This window comes from Pseudomonas brassicacearum subsp. brassicacearum (assembly GCF_008801605.1).
Lineage (GTDB): Bacteria > Pseudomonadota > Gammaproteobacteria > Pseudomonadales > Pseudomonadaceae > Aquipseudomonas > Aquipseudomonas brassicacearum.
This window is the reverse complement of record NZ_VZPJ01000005.1, coordinates 281648-299411: the sequence shown is the minus strand read 5'-3', so window position 1 is coordinate 299411 and position 17764 is coordinate 281648. Positions and strand designations below refer to the sequence as shown.

Genomic DNA, 17764 nt, shown 5'->3' with positions numbered 1-17764 from the left:
GCGGCATTCACCGTCGTCATCGAAGGAACCTGTATGCAGTTGGACTCCGCGAGCGGTTGGTGCGAGGGGATACGTCATTGCCCATCGCCCAACTTCAATGCGCGCCCCGAAGGCGAAATCTCCCTGCTGGTGATCCACAACATCAGCCTGCCACCGGCACAATTCGCCACGGGCAAGGTGCAGGAATTCTTCCAGAATCGTCTGGATGTCACGGAACATCCCTACTTTGTCGGTATCGCCGACCTGCGCGTCTCTGCGCATTTTCTGATCGAGCGTGACGGCGCCGTGACCCAGTTTGTCTCTTGTCTGGATCGTGCGTGGCATGCGGGTGTCTCGTGCTTCGAGGGGCGTGAGACCTGTAACGATTTTTCCCTGGGCATCGAGCTTGAGGGCACGGATGATCTGCCGTTCACCGATGCGCAATATGCCGCGTTGGTGGACCTGACCCGGCAGTTGCAAGCGGCGTTCAGGGCGATCACTGTGCAGCGTATCTGCGGGCACAGCGACATCGCACCGGGGCGCAAGACCGATCCGGGACCGGCATTCGACTGGGTGCGCTACCGCGCGGCCCTGACAGAAGGGGAAGGACAATGAGTTTTCTGGTGTTGCTGCTGGCCGTCTGGATCGAGAAGTTCTCGGCCTTGCGCCAGCGGGTCCAGCGCGACGGCGGTTGGCTGCACGAGCTGAGCAAGCTCGAGGCGAGCCCACGTTGGGTCAACCGACCCTGGCTGGTGCTGACGGTGATGGTTTTGCTGCCCGTGGCGCTGCTGGCGTTGCTGCTGTGGGTGCTGGAGCCGGTGGCCTACGGTCTGTTGGCGCTGCCGGTGCATTTGCTGGTGGTGATTTACAGCCTGGGGCGCGGTGATCTGCTGGCCGGCCTCGGGCCGTTTCGCGACGCGTGGCGTCGGGAAGACCTGCAAGCGGCGGCCCATGTCGCCAAGCGCGACCTGGACATTGAAGCCAATGACGGTGAGCAGTTGCTGGAGCGGGTCCAAGGGCATTTGTTGTGGCAGGCCTACCAGAGCTTTTTCGCGGTGATTTTCTGGTATTTCGTGTTGGGCCCGGTCGCGGCCCTGAGTTATCGACTGCTGGCGCTGGCCGCCGAGCACAGCCAGAACCCCGGCGTGGCCGAGCGGGCCGCGCAAATGCGCCACGCCTTCGATTGGGTGCCGGTGCGGTTGCTGGCGGCGAGCTTCGCCCTGGTGGGCAATTTCGTCGCGGTCAGCCGGGTCATGCTGCATGAGCTGCTGAACTGGAACATCAGCGCCGCCGACCTTATCGACAAGGTCGGCCTGGTGGCAGGCGAGATCCCCCGGCCCGTCGCCGGCCCGGACGGTATCAACAGCCTGGACCGTCTCTGGGAACTGCTGCTGCGTGCGGCGCTGCTCTGGTATGCCGGGTTTGCCTTGTGGACGGTGTTGGCCTGAGAGCAACCAACACATTTCCTTGTGGCGAGGGATTCTGTGGGAGCAAGGCTTGCCCGCGATACAAGCGATGCGGTCTTTCAGAAATCGAGGCGCCTGCATCGCGGGCAAGCCTTGCTCCCACAGATAAATCCCCTCCCACAGCTGAACCGTGTCAGTCCTTCTCGTTAACCTTAAGTTACAAATCTCCCCGCCGATTTAGGCTATACAGGGACAGCGCCCGAATAGTGGCTTTCTGCTGTCTCCGTGCGCGAACTCATAACAATAAGAACACTACCGGGAGACTTCCTTGTGAAGAGTTTGCTCTGGCCCGCCGTCGCGCTGATGAACCGCCTGAGCTTCGGCATGAAGTTCAGCCTGATCAGCGTGCTGTTCCTGTTGCCAATGCTGGTAACCAACTTCTTTCTGGTGCGCGATTCCTATCGGGAATTCCAGGGCACGCAAGTGGAGCTGCAAAGCCTCGACCTGCTGGGCAGCAGCCTGGTCCTGCGCCGCGACCTGGAAACCCTAAATAACCTGGTGCAGATCAACGCCAGCCTGGGTCAGTCCGGCAAGGCCGGTGATGTCGAAGCGAAGATCGGCAGCCTGGAACAACAGGTCCTCGCGCGGCTGCAAGGCATGACTCCCGTGGCCATCGAGCCAGAGCAGGTCAGTGCCTTCGAGGCCAAGCGCGACGAAATGATCGGAGCTTTCAAGGCCCAGCAGGCCGAAAGCTCGCTGCAGAGCAAAAGTGCGCTGATCGGCAAGTTGCTCAACAGCGCCCAGATGTTCGGCCAGCTCATCGCCAGCCAGGCGGGGCTGAGCCGCGACAACCAGAGCGACATCCGCCAGCTCAGCGAGTTGATCATCGGCACGACCCCCAAGGTCACCCAGATTCTCGGCGAAGGCCGGGCGCTGGGCGCGTCCTCGTTGGGGCTGGGGTTTCTCAACTCGGCGTCGAGCACCCGCTTCGACGAGTTGCTGGCGCAGATCGAAAAGCTCCAGGGCGAATATGACTTGAAACTGCAGGATGCCTTGGGTTCCAGCAAGGCCGCCGGGCAGGCCCTTGCCGATCAGGCCAATGGCAGCAAGAGCACCCTCAAGAAGGCCAGTGAACTGATTGAAGAGCAGGTAGTGATGGCCGACACGCTCGATGCGCCATGGCCGGCATTTTATGAGCAAGTCAGTGGCCTGATGGAGCAGACCTATCGGCTGAACGAGGCGACCCAGGGCTTTCTTGGTGTGCAGTTGCAGCAGCGTCTGGAGCAGAACCGCAGCCACATGGTGCTGCAAGCCGTGGCGCTGGTGCTGGTGTTCCTGTTGATTTTTTACCTGTACGCCGGTTTCTACGCCTCGACCCGCACCACGCTCCAGCACCTGGGCCAGATGATGGACAAGGTGGCGGCGGGGGACATGACGGTCAATTTTGTTGCCCGCAGCAAGGATGAGCTGGGCGAATTGGGTGAAGTGTTCAACGGTACGGTGGCGAAGATCCATGATCTGATCGAACAGGTCGGTCGCACCGTCGCCGAAGTCGAACGCCAGGCCGGGCAGGTGGAAACGGTATCGGCCCAGAGCAACCAGGCCGTCGCCGGCCAGCGCAGCCAGATCGAACTGGTGGCCACGGCGATGAACCAGATGTCGGCCACGGCCCAGGAGGTTGCCCGCAGTGCCGCTGCAGCTGTGAGCAGTGCCCACAGCGTGAACGACGAAACCCTCAGTGGGCGCGGGTTGGTGGAATCCCAGCAGGGCAGCATCGCCCGCTTGGCCAGCGAGATCGACCAGTCCGTGCAGGTGATCAATCAACTGGCGACCGACAGCCAGGCCATCAGTCGCGTGCTGGATGTGATCAAGAGCATCGCCGAGCAGACCAATCTGCTGGCCCTCAATGCCGCCATTGAAGCGGCCCGGGCCGGTGAGCAGGGGCGCGGCTTTGCGGTGGTGGCCGATGAAGTGCGGACCCTGGCCAAGCGAACCCAGCAATCGACCGAAGAAATCGAAGCGATGATCACCCGTCTGCATGGTGGTGTCGGCGCTGCGGTCAAGGCGATGGGCACCAGCCATGAGATGGCCAGTGGCACGGTCAGCCAATCGGAAAAGGTCCAGCAGGCCCTGGAGAATATCCTCGGCGCCGTCGGCATGATCGTCGACCAGAACCAGCAGATCGCCGCCGCGGTAGAGCAGCAGACGGCGGTGGCCCATGACATCGACCAGAACATCGTCGAGATCAACCGCGCCGGCGAACGCACCGCCGAAGGTGCCCACCAGACCGAAGACGCCAGCCGCGAATTGTCTGCCCAGGTGGTGCAGCTCAAGCAGTTGATCAATGCGTTTCGGGTGTGATTCCCAGGGCCCACCACCGATCCAATGTGGGAGCGAGCTTGCTCGCGATAGCGGAGTGTCAGGCAACCTATTTGTCGACTGATGGGACGCTATCGCGAGCAAGCTCGCTCCCACAAGGGATCACCAGTTGAACAGTCGGCGCGCGTTGGCCGTGCTGGCCTCGGCCAGTTGCTCGGCGCTGATCGCCATGATCCCGGCCAACGCCTCACAAATCGCCGGCAAATGCGCCGGGCTGTTCCGTTGGCCGGGGAACATCGCCGGGGCCATGTCCGGGGAATCGGTTTCCAGCACCACCGCGTCCAGCGGCAATTTCGCCAGCACCCGGTGCATGCGCAAGGCCTGGGGCCAGGTCGCGGCGCCGCCCAGGCCGAGCTTGAAGCCGAGCTTGATGTACTCGCGGGCCTCTTCAAAACTGCCGGCGAAGGCGTGGATGATTCCTGCGCGTTTGGGGGCCATGCGCTTGAGCGTTGAGATCACGTCGGCATGGCTGCGACGCACATGGATCAGCGCCGGCAGCTCGAACTCCACCGCCAGTTGCAGTTGTGCTTCGAACAGCGCCTGCTGGCGTTCGCGGTCCAGGGTCGGGATGTAGTAATCCAGGCCGATTTCCCCCACCGCACACAATTGCCGGTGTCCGGCCAGGCGGCTCAGCCACTCGCGCAGTAGCGCCACGTCGTCGGGTCGGTGCTGATCGAGATACACCGGGTGCAGGCCCAGTGCGGCATGCAGGTCCGGGTCGCTTTGCACCAGGTCCCAGACCCGCTGCCAGTTGTCCCGGTACACGCCCAGTACCACCATTTGCCGCACGCCCACGGCGCGGCTTTCGGCCAGCAGTGCCGGGCGGTCCGCGTCAAAGTCTGGAAAATCCAGGTGGGTATGGGTATCGATCAACTCCATGCATCAATCCTGAAGAAGCTTCAGCCCTGGTGAATACGCTGCTTGAACGTCCGCGCGATGGCCTGCACGCCTGGCTGGTAGTCATCGTTTTCGATGGCCGCCAGGGCCAGCTCCAAGGCTTTTTCGGCGATCAGTTGGTGCTGCTGGGACATGGCATTGACCGGTAGCGGCAGGAAGTCCAGCAACTGCGTGTCACCAAACGTGCCCAGGCGCAACGGCCGCGACTTGAGCGGGAAATCGTGGAGGGCGTCGAACACCCCTTGCAGCAGCACGTAGGACGTGGTGATCAGCGCATCAGGCAGATGCCCCAGGCGTGCGAGCATTTCATCCATCAACTGGCGACCGCATTCACGGCTGAACGACTCGCCATGCTCGATCAGTACCTGGCCCTCGAACCCGGCCAAGGCTTCGCGAAAACCGGCGGTCCGTTCCTGGCTGATGCTCAACTCGGGACGAGCGCTGATCAGCGCGATTTGCCGAGGGTGGGTCTGCAGCAGGCTGCGCGTCAGTTGCAGGCTGGCCTGGCGGTCGTCGCTGATCACCGAGCAGAACCGCGCAGGGTCCATGACCCGGTCGATGGCGATGATCGGAATGCCCTTGGCCTGCAACTGCAGGTAGCTGTCGTCGCCGGCCGGCAGGCAACTGGCGACGATCAGCGCATCGCAGCGCCGGGCGCGGAACAACTGCAACAGTTGCCGTTCGCTGTCGGGTGCGTCGTCGGAACTGGCGATCAGCAACTGGTAGCCCCGCGCCCGCGCCCCTTGTTCCAGCAGCTTGGCGATGCGTGCGTAACTGGGGTTTTCCAGGTCTGGCAGGATAAAACCCAGGGTGCGGGTGTGGCGACTGCGCAGCCCGGCGGCCTGGGGATTGGGCGTGAAGCCGTGTTCCAGGACCACCGCCCGCACCCGTTCGACGGTGGCGCTGCTGATGCGTTGCTGTTCGGCCTTGCCGTTGATGACATAGCTGGCGGTGGTCACGGACACACCGGCCAGTTGGGCAATATCACTGAGTTTCAACCCGGTTTTCCTTGTTTTTTCGAGTTAGCCCCGACAATAAGGGCCATCCTACCCGATTCAAGCCGACGGTCACCGTCCAAGCGCTTACGACAAGTTGCACTTCAAGGATGAGAGATTATCGAGTAACGTGCCAATCTTTCTAGATTAAACGTTTCAGCAAGCGTATTTTCAAGGCTAGCAGGATTTTTGGCCCTTCTGCCGTGATCACGCCAAAAATCATCCTGCAACGCTAAGCTGATTCATTCAAAACAATACCTGGCGCCAACCGGACGCCAAAAAGGAGAAAGCATGCTCGAGCTCACTCTAGAGCAGATATCCATGGCTCAGACGGCTGTGGATAAAGACGCTGCACTGCAACTGCTCGCCGACAAACTGGTGGCCGATGGCTTGGTGGCTGAGGGTTACCTCGCCGGCTTGCAGGCTCGCGAAGCCCAGGGCTCGACCTTTCTTGGCCAAGGTATTGCCATCCCCCATGGCACTCCGCAGACCCGCGACCTGGTTCATTCGACCGGTGTGCGCCTGCTGCAATTCCCCGAGGGTGTGGATTGGGGCGATGGTCAGATCGTCTACCTGGCGATCGGTATCGCGGCCAAGTCCGACGAACACCTGCGCCTGCTGCAACTGCTGACCCGCGCCCTCGGCGAGACCGACCTGGGCCAGGCCCTGCGCCGTGCCGGTTCCGCCGAAGCGTTGCTGAAGCTGCTGCAAGGCGCGCCGCAGGAGCTGGCGCTGGATGCCCAGATGATCGGTCTTGGTGTGTCGGCTGACGATTTTGAAGAACTGGTATGGCGCGGCGCCCGCTTGCTGCGCCAGGCCGATTGCGTGAGCAATGGCTTTGCCGGGGTGTTGCAGCAAGTCGATGCGCTGCCCTTGGGCGATGGCTTGTGGTGGCTGCACAGCGAACAGACCGTCAAGCGTCCGGGCCTGGCGTTCGTCACACCGGACAAACCCATCCGCTACCTGGGTCAACCGTTGAGCGGGCTGTTCTGTCTCGCCAGCCTCGGCGAAGCTCACCAGGCCCTGCTGGAAAGGCTCTGCGCCTTGCTGATCGAAGGCCGCGGCCACGAACTGGGTCGCGCCACCAGCAGCCGCAAGGTGCTGGAAGTGCTCGGCGGCGAATTACCCGCCGATTGGCCCAGCGCGCGCATCGGCCTGGCCAATGCCCATGGCCTGCATGCACGCCCGGCGAAGATCCTCGCCCAGTTGGCGAAAAGCTTCGAAGGCGAGATCCGCGTGCGCATCGTCGATGGCCAGGACAGCGCCGTGTCGGCCAAGAGCCTGAGCAAACTGTTGAGCCTGGGCGCCCGTCGCGGCCAGGTCCTGGAGTTCATCGCCGAGCCGAGCATTGCCGCCGATGCGTTGCCGGCCCTGCTGGCGGCCATCGAAGAAGGCCTTGGCGAAGAAGTCGAACCGCTGCCGCCACCGAGTGCGCCGCGGGAAACCGTGATAGCCGAAGTGGCGACTGTCGTGTTGGCGCCCGAATCCGGCAGCCTGATCCAGGCCGTCGCCGCCGCCCCGGGCATCGCCATCGGCCCGGCCCACATCCAGGTATTGCAGGCCATCGATTACCCGTTGCGCGGTGAGTCGGCGGCCATCGAGCGCGAGCGCCTGCAAAACGCCTTGAGCCAGGTGCGCCGTGATATCCAAGGGTTGATTGAGCGCGCCAAGGCCAAGGCCATCCGCGAGATCTTCATCACCCACCAGGAAATGCTCGACGACCCGGAGCTGAGCGACGAAGTCGACACCCGCTTGAAGCTGGGCGAGAGTGCGCAAGCGGCGTGGATGGGGGTGGTTGAAGCCGCCGCGAAAGAACAGGAAGCCTTGCAGGACGCCTTGCTGGCCGAACGTGCCGCCGATCTGCGAGACGTCGGCCGTCGTGTGCTGGCGCAACTGTGCGGTGTCGAAACCCCGAACGAACCCGATCAACCCTACATCCTGGTGATGGACGAAGTCGGTCCGTCCGACGTGGCCCGCCTGGACCCGACGCGGGTGGCGGGGATTCTCACCGCCCGTGGCGGCGCCACCGCCCACAGCGCCATTGTTGCCCGGGCCTTGGGCATTCCAGCGCTGGTGGGTGCCGGTGCCGCGGTGTTGCTGCTGGCGCCGGGCACGTCCTTGTTGCTGGATGGCCAGCGCGGTCGCCTGCACGTGGACCCTGACGCCGCTACCTTGCAACGGGCAGCAGAGGAACGCGACACCCGCGAGCAGCGCCTCAAGGTCGCCGCCGAGCAGCGCCACGAACCGGCGCAGACCCGTGACGGTCATGCCGTGGAAGTGTTTGCCAACATCGGCGAAAGCGCTGGTGTTGCCAGCGCGGTGGAGCAGGGCGCCGAAGGCATTGGCCTGTTGCGCACCGAACTGATTTTCATGGCCCATACCCAGGCGCCGGACGAAGCGACCCAGGAAGCCGAATACCGCAAGGTGCTCGACGGTCTGGCCGGTCGACCGCTGGTGGTGCGCACCCTCGATGTCGGCGGCGACAAGCCGCTGCCGTACTGGCCGATCGCGAAAGAAGAAAACCCGTTCCTCGGCGTGCGCGGCATCCGCCTGACCTTGCAGCGTCCGCAGGTCATGGAAGCGCAACTGCGTGCCCTGTTGCGCTCGGCGGACAACCGTCCGTTGCGGATCATGTTCCCGATGGTGGGCAGCGTCGATGAATGGCGCCAGGCCCGGGACATGACCGAGCGCCTGCGCCAGGAAATCCCCGTGGCGGACCTGCAACTGGGGATCATGATCGAAGTGCCGTCCGCCGCGTTGCTGGCGCCGGTGCTCGCCAAGGAAGTCGATTTCTTCAGCGTCGGCACCAACGACCTGACGCAATACACCCTGGCGATCGACCGTGGTCACCCGACCCTTTCGGCCCAGGCCGATGGCCTGCACCCGGCGGTGCTGCAACTGATCGACATCACCGTGCGCGCTGCCCATGCCCATGGCAAATGGGTCGGTGTGTGTGGCGAACTGGCGGCCGACCCGCTGGCGGTGCCAGTGCTGGTGGGCCTGGGTGTGGACGAACTGAGTGTATCGGCCCGCAGCATTGCCGAGGTCAAGGCGCGGGTCCGCGAATTGAGCCTGGCGCAAGTACAAACCCTGGCCCAAGAGGCTTTGGCCGTGGGCAGCGCCGATGACGTGCGCGCATTAGTGGAGGCGCTGTAATGGCGAAGATTCTTACCCTGACCCTCAACCCGGCGCTCGACCTCACGGTGGAGTTGGCGCGCCTGGAGCCAGGGCAGGTCAACCGCAGCGACGCCATGCACGCCCACGCCGCCGGCAAGGGTGTGAACGTGGCTCAGGTGTTGGCCGATCTCGGCCATACGCTGACGGTCAGTGGTTTTCTGGGCGAAGACAATGCCCAGGTGTTCGAGACGCTGTTTGCCCAGCGTGGTTTTGTCGATGCTTTTATCCGTGTCCCCGGCGAAACTCGCAGCAATATCAAACTGGCCGAGCAGGACGGACGCATCACTGACCTCAACGGCCCCGGCCCGGTGGTTGATGAAGCCGCACAGCACGCCTTGCTTGCGCGTCTTGAGCAAATCGCCCCCGGTCACGACGTTGTCGTGGTGGCGGGCAGCTTGCCCCGGGGCGTCAGCCCGCAGTGGTTGCAGGCCTTGATCACGCGCTTGAAAACACTCGGCCTGAACGTGGCCCTCGACACCAGTGGCGAAGCCTTGCGCGTCGCCCTGGCGGCGGGGCCGTGGCTGATCAAGCCGAACACCGAGGAACTGGCCGACGCGCTGGGTTGCGAGGTGGTGAGCGAAGCGGCCCAGGCGCAAGCGGCGCAGCGCCTGCATGCCCAGGGCGTCGAACATGTGGTGATTTCCCACGGCGCCGATGGCGTGAACTGGTTCAGTGTCGGTACGGCGCTGCATGCTTCGCCACCCAAGGTCAGCGTCGCCAGCACCGTGGGTGCCGGGGATTCGCTGCTGGCGGGCATGCTGCACGGTCTGCTCAGCGCCGACACCCCGGAACAGACGCTGCGCACCGCCACGGCCATCGCCGCCATGGCGGTCACGCAGATCGGTTTTGGCATCCACGACACCGCGTTGCTGGCGTCGCTTGAACAGGGCGTGCGCGTGCGCCCCCTGACAGAACAATAAGAGGGTTAGCAAGAATGAAACTAGCCATTGTGACGGCCTGCCCCAACGGCATGGTCACCAGTGTGTTGTGCGCCCGCCTGCTGGACGCCGCGGCGCAGCGCCAGGGTTGGAGCACCAGTGTTGAAGTCCATGACACGGCCCACCCGGAAAGCCAGTTGTCGGCGGCGACCCTCGAAGCGGCCGAATGGGTCCTGCTGGTTGCCAGCGGCCCGATGGACATGTCGCGCTTCGTCGGCAAACGCCTGTTCCGCAGCACCCCGGCCCAGGCCCTGCAAGACGTCGATTCGGTGCTGCGTCGCGGCGCCGAAGAGGCCGAGGTTTTTCTCGCCTCGGATGTCGTGGAGGAGGTAGCCGCGGTGTCGACCGAGCGTGCGCCGCGCCTGGTTGCCATCACCGCATGCCCAACGGGCGTTGCTCATACCTTCATGGCCGCCGAAGCATTGCAGCAGGCAGCGAAGAAGCTCGGCTACGACCTGCAAGTGGAAACCCAGGGTTCGGTCGGTGCGCGCAATCCGTTGAGCACCGAGGCCATCGCCGAGGCGGACGTGGTGCTGCTGGCGACTGACATCGAGGTCGCCACCGAGCGTTTTGCCGGCAAGAAGATCTACCGCTGCAGCACGGGCATCGCCTTGAAACAGGCCGAAGCGACGCTGAACAAAGCGCTGGTCGAAGGTCGTCAGGAAAGCGCGTCGAGCGGTGCCAGCGCCCCGGCCAAATCGGAGAAGACCGGCGTCTACAAGCACCTGCTGACGGGCGTGTCGTTCATGCTGCCGATGGTGGTGGCCGGTGGTCTGTTGATCGCCTTGTCGTTTGTGTTCGGCATTACCGCCTTCAAGGAGCCCGGCACGCTGGCGGCCGCGCTGATGCAGATCGGCGGCGACACCGCGTTCAAATTGATGGTGCCGCTGCTGGCTGGCTACATCGCCTATTCCATCGCCGACCGTCCGGGCCTGGCGCCGGGGATGATCGGTGGGATGCTGGCGAGCACCCTGGGCGCCGGTTTCATTGGCGGGATCATCGCCGGTTTCCTGGCCGGTTACGTGGCCAAGGCGATCAACCGCTACGCGCGCCTGCCCCAGAGCCTGGAAGCGCTCAAGCCGATCCTGATCATCCCGCTGCTGGCGAGCCTGGTCACCGGCCTGGTGATGATCTACATCGTCGGCAAACCGGTGGCGGGCATGCTCGAAGGCCTGACTCATTTCCTCGACAGCATGGGCACCACCAACGCGATTCTGCTGGGCGTGCTGCTGGGGGCGATGATGTGCGTCGACCTCGGTGGGCCGATCAACAAGGCCGCCTACGCGTTTTCGGTGGGGCTGCTGGCTTCCCAGAGTTATGCACCGATGGCCGCGACCATGGCCGCCGGCATGGTGCCGCCGATTGGCCTGGGTATCGCCACCTTCATCGCCCGGCGCAAATTCGCCCAGACCGAGCGCGAGGCCGGTAAAGCCGCACTGGTGCTGGGGCTGTGCTTCATCTCCGAAGGGGCGATTCCGTTCGCGGCCAAGGACCCGCTGCGGGTGATTCCGGCCAGCATCGCCGGCGGCGCGCTGACCGGTGCGCTGTCGATGTACTTCGGCTGCAAGCTCATGGCCCCCCACGGCGGCCTGTTCGTGATGCTGATCCCCAACGCCATCAACCACGCGCTGCTGTACCTGCTGGCGATCGTGGCGGGGAGCCTGCTGACGGGGGTGGCGTATGCGCTGCTCAAGCGGCCGGAAGTGGTGGAGATGGCGTTGGAGCCGGCCAAGGCCTGATCACTGCTGTGCCTACTGTGGGAGCGAGCCTGCTCGCGATAACGGAGTGTCAGACAGCCTGTTTGTCGACTGATACACCGCTTTCGCGATCAGGCTCGCTCCCACATTTCGTTCTGCTGAGTTCATGAGGTCCTGTCACACCCACTTCACAGAGCCATGCTTAAGTTTCCCCATTTCAAGGGAGAACACCATGAGCGAATTCGACCTGGGCCGCCGTCGTGTGATGCAAGCCGTGGGGGCGGGGTTGTTGTTGCCGGGGCTGGCGCCGGCGGTGATGGCTTCGGTCAAGGATCGGCCGGTGCTCACCGACGGTGTGCAGTCTGGCGACTTGCAGGGCGACCGGGCGATGATCTGGAGCCGCAGCGACCGTCCGGCGCGGATGGTGGTGGAGTGGGACACCCGCAGCAAGTTCAGCAATCCCCGCCGCTTCGTCTCGCCCATGGTCGACGCCCGCAGCGATTTCACTGCCCGGGTCGAACTCACCGGGCTGCCCCGCGACCAGGCGATTTTCTACCGGGTGCATTTCGAAGACGCCCAGAGCGGTGTCGCCAGCGAACCCTGGCTGGGTCACCTGCGCAGCGTGCCGCAGTTCAAGCGCAACATCCGTTTTGTCTGGAGCGGCGATACCGTCGGCCAGGGCTTCGGCATCAACCCGGACATCGGCGGCATGCGCATCTACGAAGCCATGCGCCTGCGTCTGCCGGATTTCTTTATCCACAGCGGCGACACCATCTACGCCGACGGCCCGGTGCCGGCGCAAATCACCACCGAGGGTGGACGCATCTGGCGCAACCTCACCACCGAAGCCAAGAGCAAGGTCGCCGAGACCCTGGATGAGTATCGCGGCAACTATCGCTACAACCTGATGGACGAAAACGTTCGTCGCTTCAACGCCGAAGTGCCGCAGATCTGGCAGTGGGACGACCATGAGGTGGTCAACAACTGGTCGCCGGGCAAGCAACTGGACGAGCGCTACCAGACCAAGGATATCCACAGCCTCGTGGGGCGCGCGCGACAAGCCTGGCTGGAATACGCGCCGATGCGTCTGCAGAAGGCCGACGGCGGCGGACGGATCTACCGCAAGCTCGGTTACGGGCCGCTGCTGGATGTGTTCGTGCTGGACATGCGCAGCTACCGCGAAGCCAACGACGCCAACCTCGGCGCGGCCAAGCCGTTCCTGGGGCGTGAGCAGTTGAATTGGCTCAAGCGTGAATTGAAGCAATCCCGTGCCCAATGGAAAGTCATCGCCGCCGACATGCCCATCGGCCTCGGTGTGCCGGATGGCGAGGTCAGCCCCGGCGTGCCGCGCTGGGAAGCGGTCGCCAACGGTGACCCGGGCGCGGCCCAGGGGCGTGAACTGGAGATCGCCGAACTGCTCGGCTACCTGCGCAAGCATCAGGTGCGCAACTACGTCTGGCTCACCGCCGATGTCCACTATTGCGCCGCCCATCATTACCATCCTGAACAAGCCGCGTTCCAGGATTTCGAACCGTTCTGGGAGTTTGTCGCCGGGCCGTTGAACGCCGGCAGCTTCGGGCCCAATGCCCTGGACAAGACCTTCGGCCCCGAAGTGGTGTTCCAGAAAGCTCCGCCGGCCCAGAACACCTCGCCGTTTGCCGGGTATCAGTTCTTTGGCGAGGTGAACATCGACGGGCCAAGCGGGGAGATGAGCGTGGTGCTGCGGGATCTGGAAGGTGTGGCGGTGTTCGAGAAGAAGTTGCAGCCGGTTTGACTGTCAGTCGCGCCAGGAACCTCTGTGGGAAAAGCCACTGTGGGAGCAAAGCTTGCTCGCGATAACGGTACATCTGTCAATAAATGGCTGGCTGACAGTCCGCTATCGCGAGCAAGCTTTGCTCCCACAAGGGGTACTTAAGATGGGTGTCTGTCAGTAGACATCCCGCCGATACCGCCCCTGCTCGATCAGCCGCTCCACTTCCTCGCGCCCCAGCACGTTGTTGAGCACGTGATCCACCCCGGATGCCATGCCCTGCAAGCTGCCGCAGACATAGATCACCGCGCCGTCGGCCAGCCATTGCTTGAGCAGCGCGGCCGATTCCAGCAGGCGGTCCTGGACGTAGACTTTCTGCTTCTGATCCCGGGAGAAGGCCAGGTCAAGGCGTTCCAGGTCGCCTGAGGTCACCCATTCCTGCAACTCATCGCGGCAGTGGAAATCGTGTTCGCGGTTGCGCTCGCCAAACAGCAGCCAGTTGCGCTGCATGCCCTCGGTGACGCGTGCCTTGAGCAGGCTGCGCAGGCCGGCCAGACCAGTGCCGTTGCCCAGCAGTATCATCGGCACACCTTGGGCCGGCAGATGGAAGCTGCTGTTGCGGCGCAGCCGCAGGCTGACGGCGCTGCCCAGTGGTGCGTGTTCGGTCAGCCAGCCGGAACCGACGCCCAGGCTGCCGTCGGCGTGACGTTCCTGGCGCACGATCAGCTCCAGCATACCGTCGGCCGGGATCGAGGCGATGGAGTACTCGCGTATCGCCAGCGGTGCCAGGGCATCCACCAGCGCCTGGGCATGCAGGCCGACCAGATGGGCGCGGTTTTCCGGCAGTTGTCGGGTCGCCAGGGCCTGGTCGAGGCTCTGGGACAGGCCATCGACTTGCACGCGCGCGTGGCCGGAGAGGCCGAGCCCGTCGAGGAAATGCTCGATGGCCAGCAGGTCATTGCGCGGCAGGATTTCCACCAGGTCACCGGCCAGCCAACTGCTCGGGCCGGGGGCGGTGAGGCCCAGCAGGTATACGCCCGAGCCGCTGCTGTCGGGGTTGAGCAGGGTGCGCTGGCTGAGGGTCCAGTTTTCGAAGCTTGGTGCCTGCCAAGTGTCCAGCGGGGCTTGGCCGGTCAGCTCTGCCAATTGTTGTTGCCAGTGCCGCAGGGCGTAAGGATCGCCGCTGTCGACTTCCACCGGCGCGAACAGGGTCTTGCCGCCGTGTTCCGCCAGCCAGGCGTGCAGGCGCCGGGCGAAGCCGCAGAAGTGTTCATATTGCCGGTCGCCCAGGCCCAGCACCGAATACTGCAGGCGCTCCAGGCTCAGGGCCTGGCCCAGCACCTTGCGTTCGAAACCGCGGGCACTGTCCGGCCCTTCGCCGTCGCCAAAGGTGCTGACGACAAACAGCGCATGGGTGGCGTCGTTCAGGTCCTGCTCACGCACACCGGCCAGTGGCTGGACCTTCACGGGCAAGCCGGCGGCCTGGAGTTGACCGGCGGTCTGCCAGGCCAGTCGCTCGGCGAAACCGCTTTGGCTGGCGAAGCCGATCAGCCAGGCCGGCGCATTGCCCGGGTTGGCGATAATGGCCTGGCGGGCGTTTCTGACGTGGCGTTTCTTGCGGCGGCGGTCCAGGTACAGCAACCAGCCGGTGATGAAAAACAGCGGCATGGTCAGCGCGGCGACGGTCACCAGGATCCTCCCGACGAGGCCGAAGTAACTGCCGACATGCAGGGCATAGACACTGGTCAGCAACTGCGCCTTGAGGCTCTTGTCGCTGTAGCGGCTGTGCCGGCTGATGACGCCGGTGGCCGGGTCGAGGGTGAGCTGGTTCAGCGCCCGGTCGTGGGGTGAGTTTTTCAGCAGGTAGAACACGGTCGCCGGCTGCCCGGCCACGGGCGGCATGCGCACGTTATAGGCCGACAGCCCCGGGCCGGCGGCGCTGTAGATGCTGCTCCACATGGCCCGGTAATCGGCCGCGGGAAGTGGGCCGCTCGGCGCCGGGCCGCGATTGCGCACCCGTTCCTCTTTCGGTGAATCGGAAAGCAGGCGGGTCACGCCTTTGTTGTACCACTCGTAGGACCAGGTCAGCCCGGTCAGGGCCGCCAGCAGATAGAACACCAGGCACCAGGTGCCCGCCACGGAGTGCAGGTCCCAATTGAAGCTCCGGCCTTTTTTCCCCCAGTCGAGGGTCAGCCAGGCGCGCCAGCTTTTCCATTGGCGCGGCCAACGCAGGTACAGCCCGGACAGGCAGAAAAACACCAGGATCAGCGTGCAGGCACCAGTGATTTGCCGACCGACATCATCCAGGGTCAGGACGCGGTGCAACCTGAGCATCAAGCCGAAGAAGTCCTGGCCCGTCACATCGCCCATGAACTGTGCGTTGTAAGGGTTGAAATAACGTATGGCGCCACGTTTTTCCCCAGGAGGCGCCGCAAAGATCACCCGCGCGGCGTTGCCGCTGTCGGTCTCGACCCAGAGCATGGCGACGGTCTTGCCGGAGGTGGCCTCGATCTGTTCCACCAACTCGGCGGGCGGCAGGACGCCGGCCGGCTGCTTCTCGACCATCAGAACCTGTGGATTCAAGGCCCGCAGGATTTCATCCTGGAACGACACCACCGCCCCGGTAACGCCCATCAACGCCAGGACCAGCCCGGCACTGATGCCGAAAAACCAGTGCAACTGGAACAGGGATTTCTTCAACACGTCGCTCGCCTTGTTCATTTACTGTTCATCACGGCGTGCATTATGCCGTGTGTTATCGAGAAGCATTCATAAACACACTCAAAAGGCCCGATCATTTGCATGAGCGGGCCTTTTGCCCGCCGCCGACGACGAAATCCTGTGGGAGCGAGCCTGCTCGCGAAGGGGCCGGCACATCCAAGATCTTCATTGACCGGAACACCGCTTTCGCGAGCAAGCTTTGCTCCCACAGATCTAATGGGTGTACGACCGGGAGAGCCAGGTCGGCTGTTAGGCCGCCTCGCGGTGGACGTTGATCTCGGCGCCCCGTTAACCACGCTGGCTGAACGGGGGCGTTGTGGAGTGGGCAACCCGGCATGGATGCCGGGTTAGCCGCGCTGGGCCATGGATGGCCCTTCGCGGCGGCCCACGGAGCAATGCCTTCGTTCAGGCATGCCGAGCCTAGGCGAGGCACCGAGTGGTGGGGCAAAGCGCTTTTGGTTACTTTTGGCGCTCTCCAGAAGTGACCCGCTGTAAGAGCGGAACCGCCAGCGGCCGTTACCGCAGCAACGGATATACACACCAACCCATCAAAAAAAACGGCGCTTCCCATTCCTGAAGAAGCACCGTTTTTTTCAAATGAACAACACCACGCGACCGGGGCAAGAACCGCAGAGGTTCAAGTACCCAAACACATCACACGTAAAACGATTTCAGCGGCGGAAAGCCATTGAATTCCACCGCGCTATAGCTAGTGGTATAGGCCCCGGTCGACAGCCAATACAGACGATCCCCAATAGCCAGGTTCAACGGCAACCCGTACTTGTAGTTCTCATACATGATGTCGGCGCTGTCACAGGTAGGACCGGCGATGACCACTTCTTCCATCTCGCCTTTCTTCTCGGTCCAGATCGGAAACTTGATGGCTTCGTCCATGGTTTCGATCAGGCCGGAGAACTTGCCCACATCCGTGTACACCCAACGCTCGACGGCGGTACGGGACTTGCGCGCCACCAGCACCACTTCGCTGACCAGGATACCGGCGTTGGCGATCAACGAACGGCCCGGCTCCAGGATGATTTCCGGCAGGTCGTCGCCGAAGTCTTCCTTGAGGAAACGGATGATTTCCTCGGCGTAGGTTTCCAGGCTATTGGTGCGGGTGATGTAGTTGGCCGGGAAGCCGCCACCCATGTTGATCAGCTTCAGGACGATGCCGTCTTCTTCCTTCAGACGCTCGAAGATCACCTTGACCTTGGCGATCGCCGCGTCCCAGACGCTGATGTCGCGCTGTTGCGAGCCGACGTGGAACGAAATGCCGTACGGCACCAGGCCCAGGTCGCGGGCCAGGATCAGCAGGTCCATGGCCATGTCGGTCTGGCAGCCGAACTTGCGCGACAACGGCCAGTCAGCGGTGGTCGAGCCTTCGGTGAGGATCCGTACATAGACTTTCGAGCCCGGCGCGGCCTTGGCGATGTTGCGCAGGTCGGCTTCGGAGTCGGTGGCATACAAGCGCACGCCCTTCTCGTAGAAGTAGCGAATGTCGCGGGATTTCTTGATGGTGTTGCCGTAGCTGATCCGGTCCGGGCCGACGCCACGGCTCATGACCTTGTCCAGCTCATAGATCGAGGCGATGTCGAAGTTCGAGCCTTTATCCTTGAGCAGGTCGATGATTTCCACCGCCGGGTTGGCCTTGACGGCGTAGTAGACCTTGGCGAACTCGAAACCGGCGCGCAGGTCGTCATAGGCCTGGGAGATCATCGCGGTGTCGATCACCACGAACGGGGTTTCCTGCTTGTCGGCGAACGCTTTCATTTTCTGGAAGGTTTCGCGCGCGAAATAATCTTCGACCTGGATCGACATACTTGGG

General features: G+C 63.5%; 11 protein-coding genes and 1 pseudogene. 8 read left to right on the top strand and 4 right to left on the bottom strand.

Annotation, left to right across the window (positions count from 1 at the left end):
- Window positions 1–33: 33 nt before the first annotated feature.
- From ampD to F7R20_RS32305, 4 genes and pseudogenes are all read left to right on the top strand, one after another.
- The gene (gene ampD, locus F7R20_RS14640) at window positions 34–594 is read left to right on the top strand and encodes a 1,6-anhydro-N-acetylmuramyl-L-alanine amidase AmpD (protein ID WP_003197735.1); all 561 of its coding nucleotides are present in this window, start codon (window positions 34–36) and stop codon (window positions 592–594) included.
- Window positions 591–1427 (top strand): regulatory signaling modulator protein AmpE, encoded by an 837-nt coding sequence (ampE, locus tag F7R20_RS14635; protein ID WP_003197737.1) that lies wholly within the window; start codon window positions 591–593, stop codon window positions 1425–1427. The genes ampD and ampE overlap by 4 nt, the downstream gene beginning before the upstream one ends.
- Before the next feature lie 321 nt (window positions 1428–1748).
- Window positions 1749–2840 (top strand): annotated as a pseudogene (locus F7R20_RS32310) (methyl-accepting chemotaxis protein); the annotation flags it as partial.
- Complete coding sequence (locus F7R20_RS32305; protein ID WP_371103557.1) at window positions 2817–3746, top strand: methyl-accepting chemotaxis protein; 930 nt, start codon at window positions 2817–2819, stop codon at window positions 3744–3746. The pseudogene F7R20_RS32310 and the gene F7R20_RS32305, both read left to right, overlap by 24 nt.
- Before the next feature lie 120 nt (window positions 3747–3866).
- Here F7R20_RS32305 and F7R20_RS14625 read toward each other — a convergent pair whose 3' ends face one another.
- Both F7R20_RS14625 and cra read right to left on the bottom strand, forming a co-directional pair.
- Window positions 3867–4643, bottom strand: coding sequence for a TatD family hydrolase (locus F7R20_RS14625; RefSeq protein WP_003197739.1), 777 nt, complete (start codon window positions 4641–4643; stop codon window positions 3867–3869).
- Between the two features lie 20 nt (window positions 4644–4663).
- A complete protein-coding gene (cra, locus tag F7R20_RS14620) occupies window positions 4664–5659 on the bottom strand; it encodes a catabolite repressor/activator (RefSeq protein ID WP_003197741.1) in 996 nt (331 codons plus the stop codon).
- A 288-nt stretch (window positions 5660–5947) separates the two neighbouring features.
- Between cra and ptsP the strand changes: the two genes are divergently transcribed.
- The 4 genes from ptsP to F7R20_RS14600 all read left to right on the top strand — a co-directional run bounded on the left by ptsP (window position 5948) and on the right by F7R20_RS14600 (window position 13242).
- Entirely contained in the window at window positions 5948–8812 is a 2865-nt protein-coding gene (gene ptsP, locus F7R20_RS14615) for a phosphoenolpyruvate--protein phosphotransferase (protein ID WP_003197742.1), read from the top strand.
- Window positions 8812–9753: a 1-phosphofructokinase gene (pfkB, locus tag F7R20_RS14610; RefSeq protein WP_003197744.1), complete on the top strand. Its 942-nt coding sequence runs from the start codon at window positions 8812–8814 to the stop codon at window positions 9751–9753. The genes ptsP and pfkB overlap by 1 nt, the downstream gene beginning before the upstream one ends.
- A gap of 14 nt (window positions 9754–9767) precedes the next feature.
- The gene (locus F7R20_RS14605) at window positions 9768–11510 is read left to right on the top strand and encodes a PTS fructose-like transporter subunit IIB (protein ID WP_033028057.1); all 1743 of its coding nucleotides are present in this window, start codon (window positions 9768–9770) and stop codon (window positions 11508–11510) included.
- 190 nt (window positions 11511–11700) lie between these two features.
- The gene (locus F7R20_RS14600; RefSeq protein ID WP_003197749.1) at window positions 11701–13242 is read left to right on the top strand and encodes an alkaline phosphatase D family protein; all 1542 of its coding nucleotides are present in this window, start codon (window positions 11701–11703) and stop codon (window positions 13240–13242) included.
- A 153-nt stretch (window positions 13243–13395) separates the two neighbouring features.
- On the opposite strand, the gene F7R20_RS14595 is transcribed toward F7R20_RS14600, so the two are convergent.
- Both F7R20_RS14595 and F7R20_RS14585 read right to left on the bottom strand, forming a co-directional pair.
- Window positions 13396–15921: a PepSY domain-containing protein gene (locus tag F7R20_RS14595; protein ID WP_087945358.1), complete on the bottom strand. Its 2526-nt coding sequence runs from the start codon at window positions 15919–15921 to the stop codon at window positions 13396–13398.
- 672 nt (window positions 15922–16593) lie between these two features.
- Window positions 16594–17757 (bottom strand): type III PLP-dependent enzyme, encoded by a 1164-nt coding sequence (locus F7R20_RS14585; protein ID WP_003197753.1) that lies wholly within the window; start codon window positions 17755–17757, stop codon window positions 16594–16596.
- Between the last annotated feature and the right edge of the window lie 7 nt (window positions 17758–17764).

Coding starts and splice junctions, on each gene's coding strand:
- ampD (WP_003197735.1), top strand. CDS start 34: ATGCAGTTGGACTCCGCGAGCGGTTGGTGCGAGGGGATACGTCATTGC.
- ampE (WP_003197737.1), top strand. CDS start 591: ATGAGTTTTCTGGTGTTGCTGCTGGCCGTCTGGATCGAGAAGTTCTCG.
- F7R20_RS32305 (WP_371103557.1), top strand. CDS start 2,817: ATGACGGTCAATTTTGTTGCCCGCAGCAAGGATGAGCTGGGCGAATTG.
- F7R20_RS14625 (WP_003197739.1), bottom strand. CDS start 4,643: ATGGAGTTGATCGATACCCATACCCACCTGGATTTTCCAGACTTTGAC.
- ptsP (WP_003197742.1), top strand. CDS start 5,948: ATGCTCGAGCTCACTCTAGAGCAGATATCCATGGCTCAGACGGCTGTG.
- pfkB (WP_003197744.1), top strand. CDS start 8,812: ATGGCGAAGATTCTTACCCTGACCCTCAACCCGGCGCTCGACCTCACG.
- F7R20_RS14605 (WP_033028057.1), top strand. CDS start 9,768: ATGAAACTAGCCATTGTGACGGCCTGCCCCAACGGCATGGTCACCAGT.
- F7R20_RS14600 (WP_003197749.1), top strand. CDS start 11,701: ATGAGCGAATTCGACCTGGGCCGCCGTCGTGTGATGCAAGCCGTGGGG.
- F7R20_RS14585 (WP_003197753.1), bottom strand. CDS start 17,757: ATGTCGATCCAGGTCGAAGATTATTTCGCGCGCGAAACCTTCCAGAAA.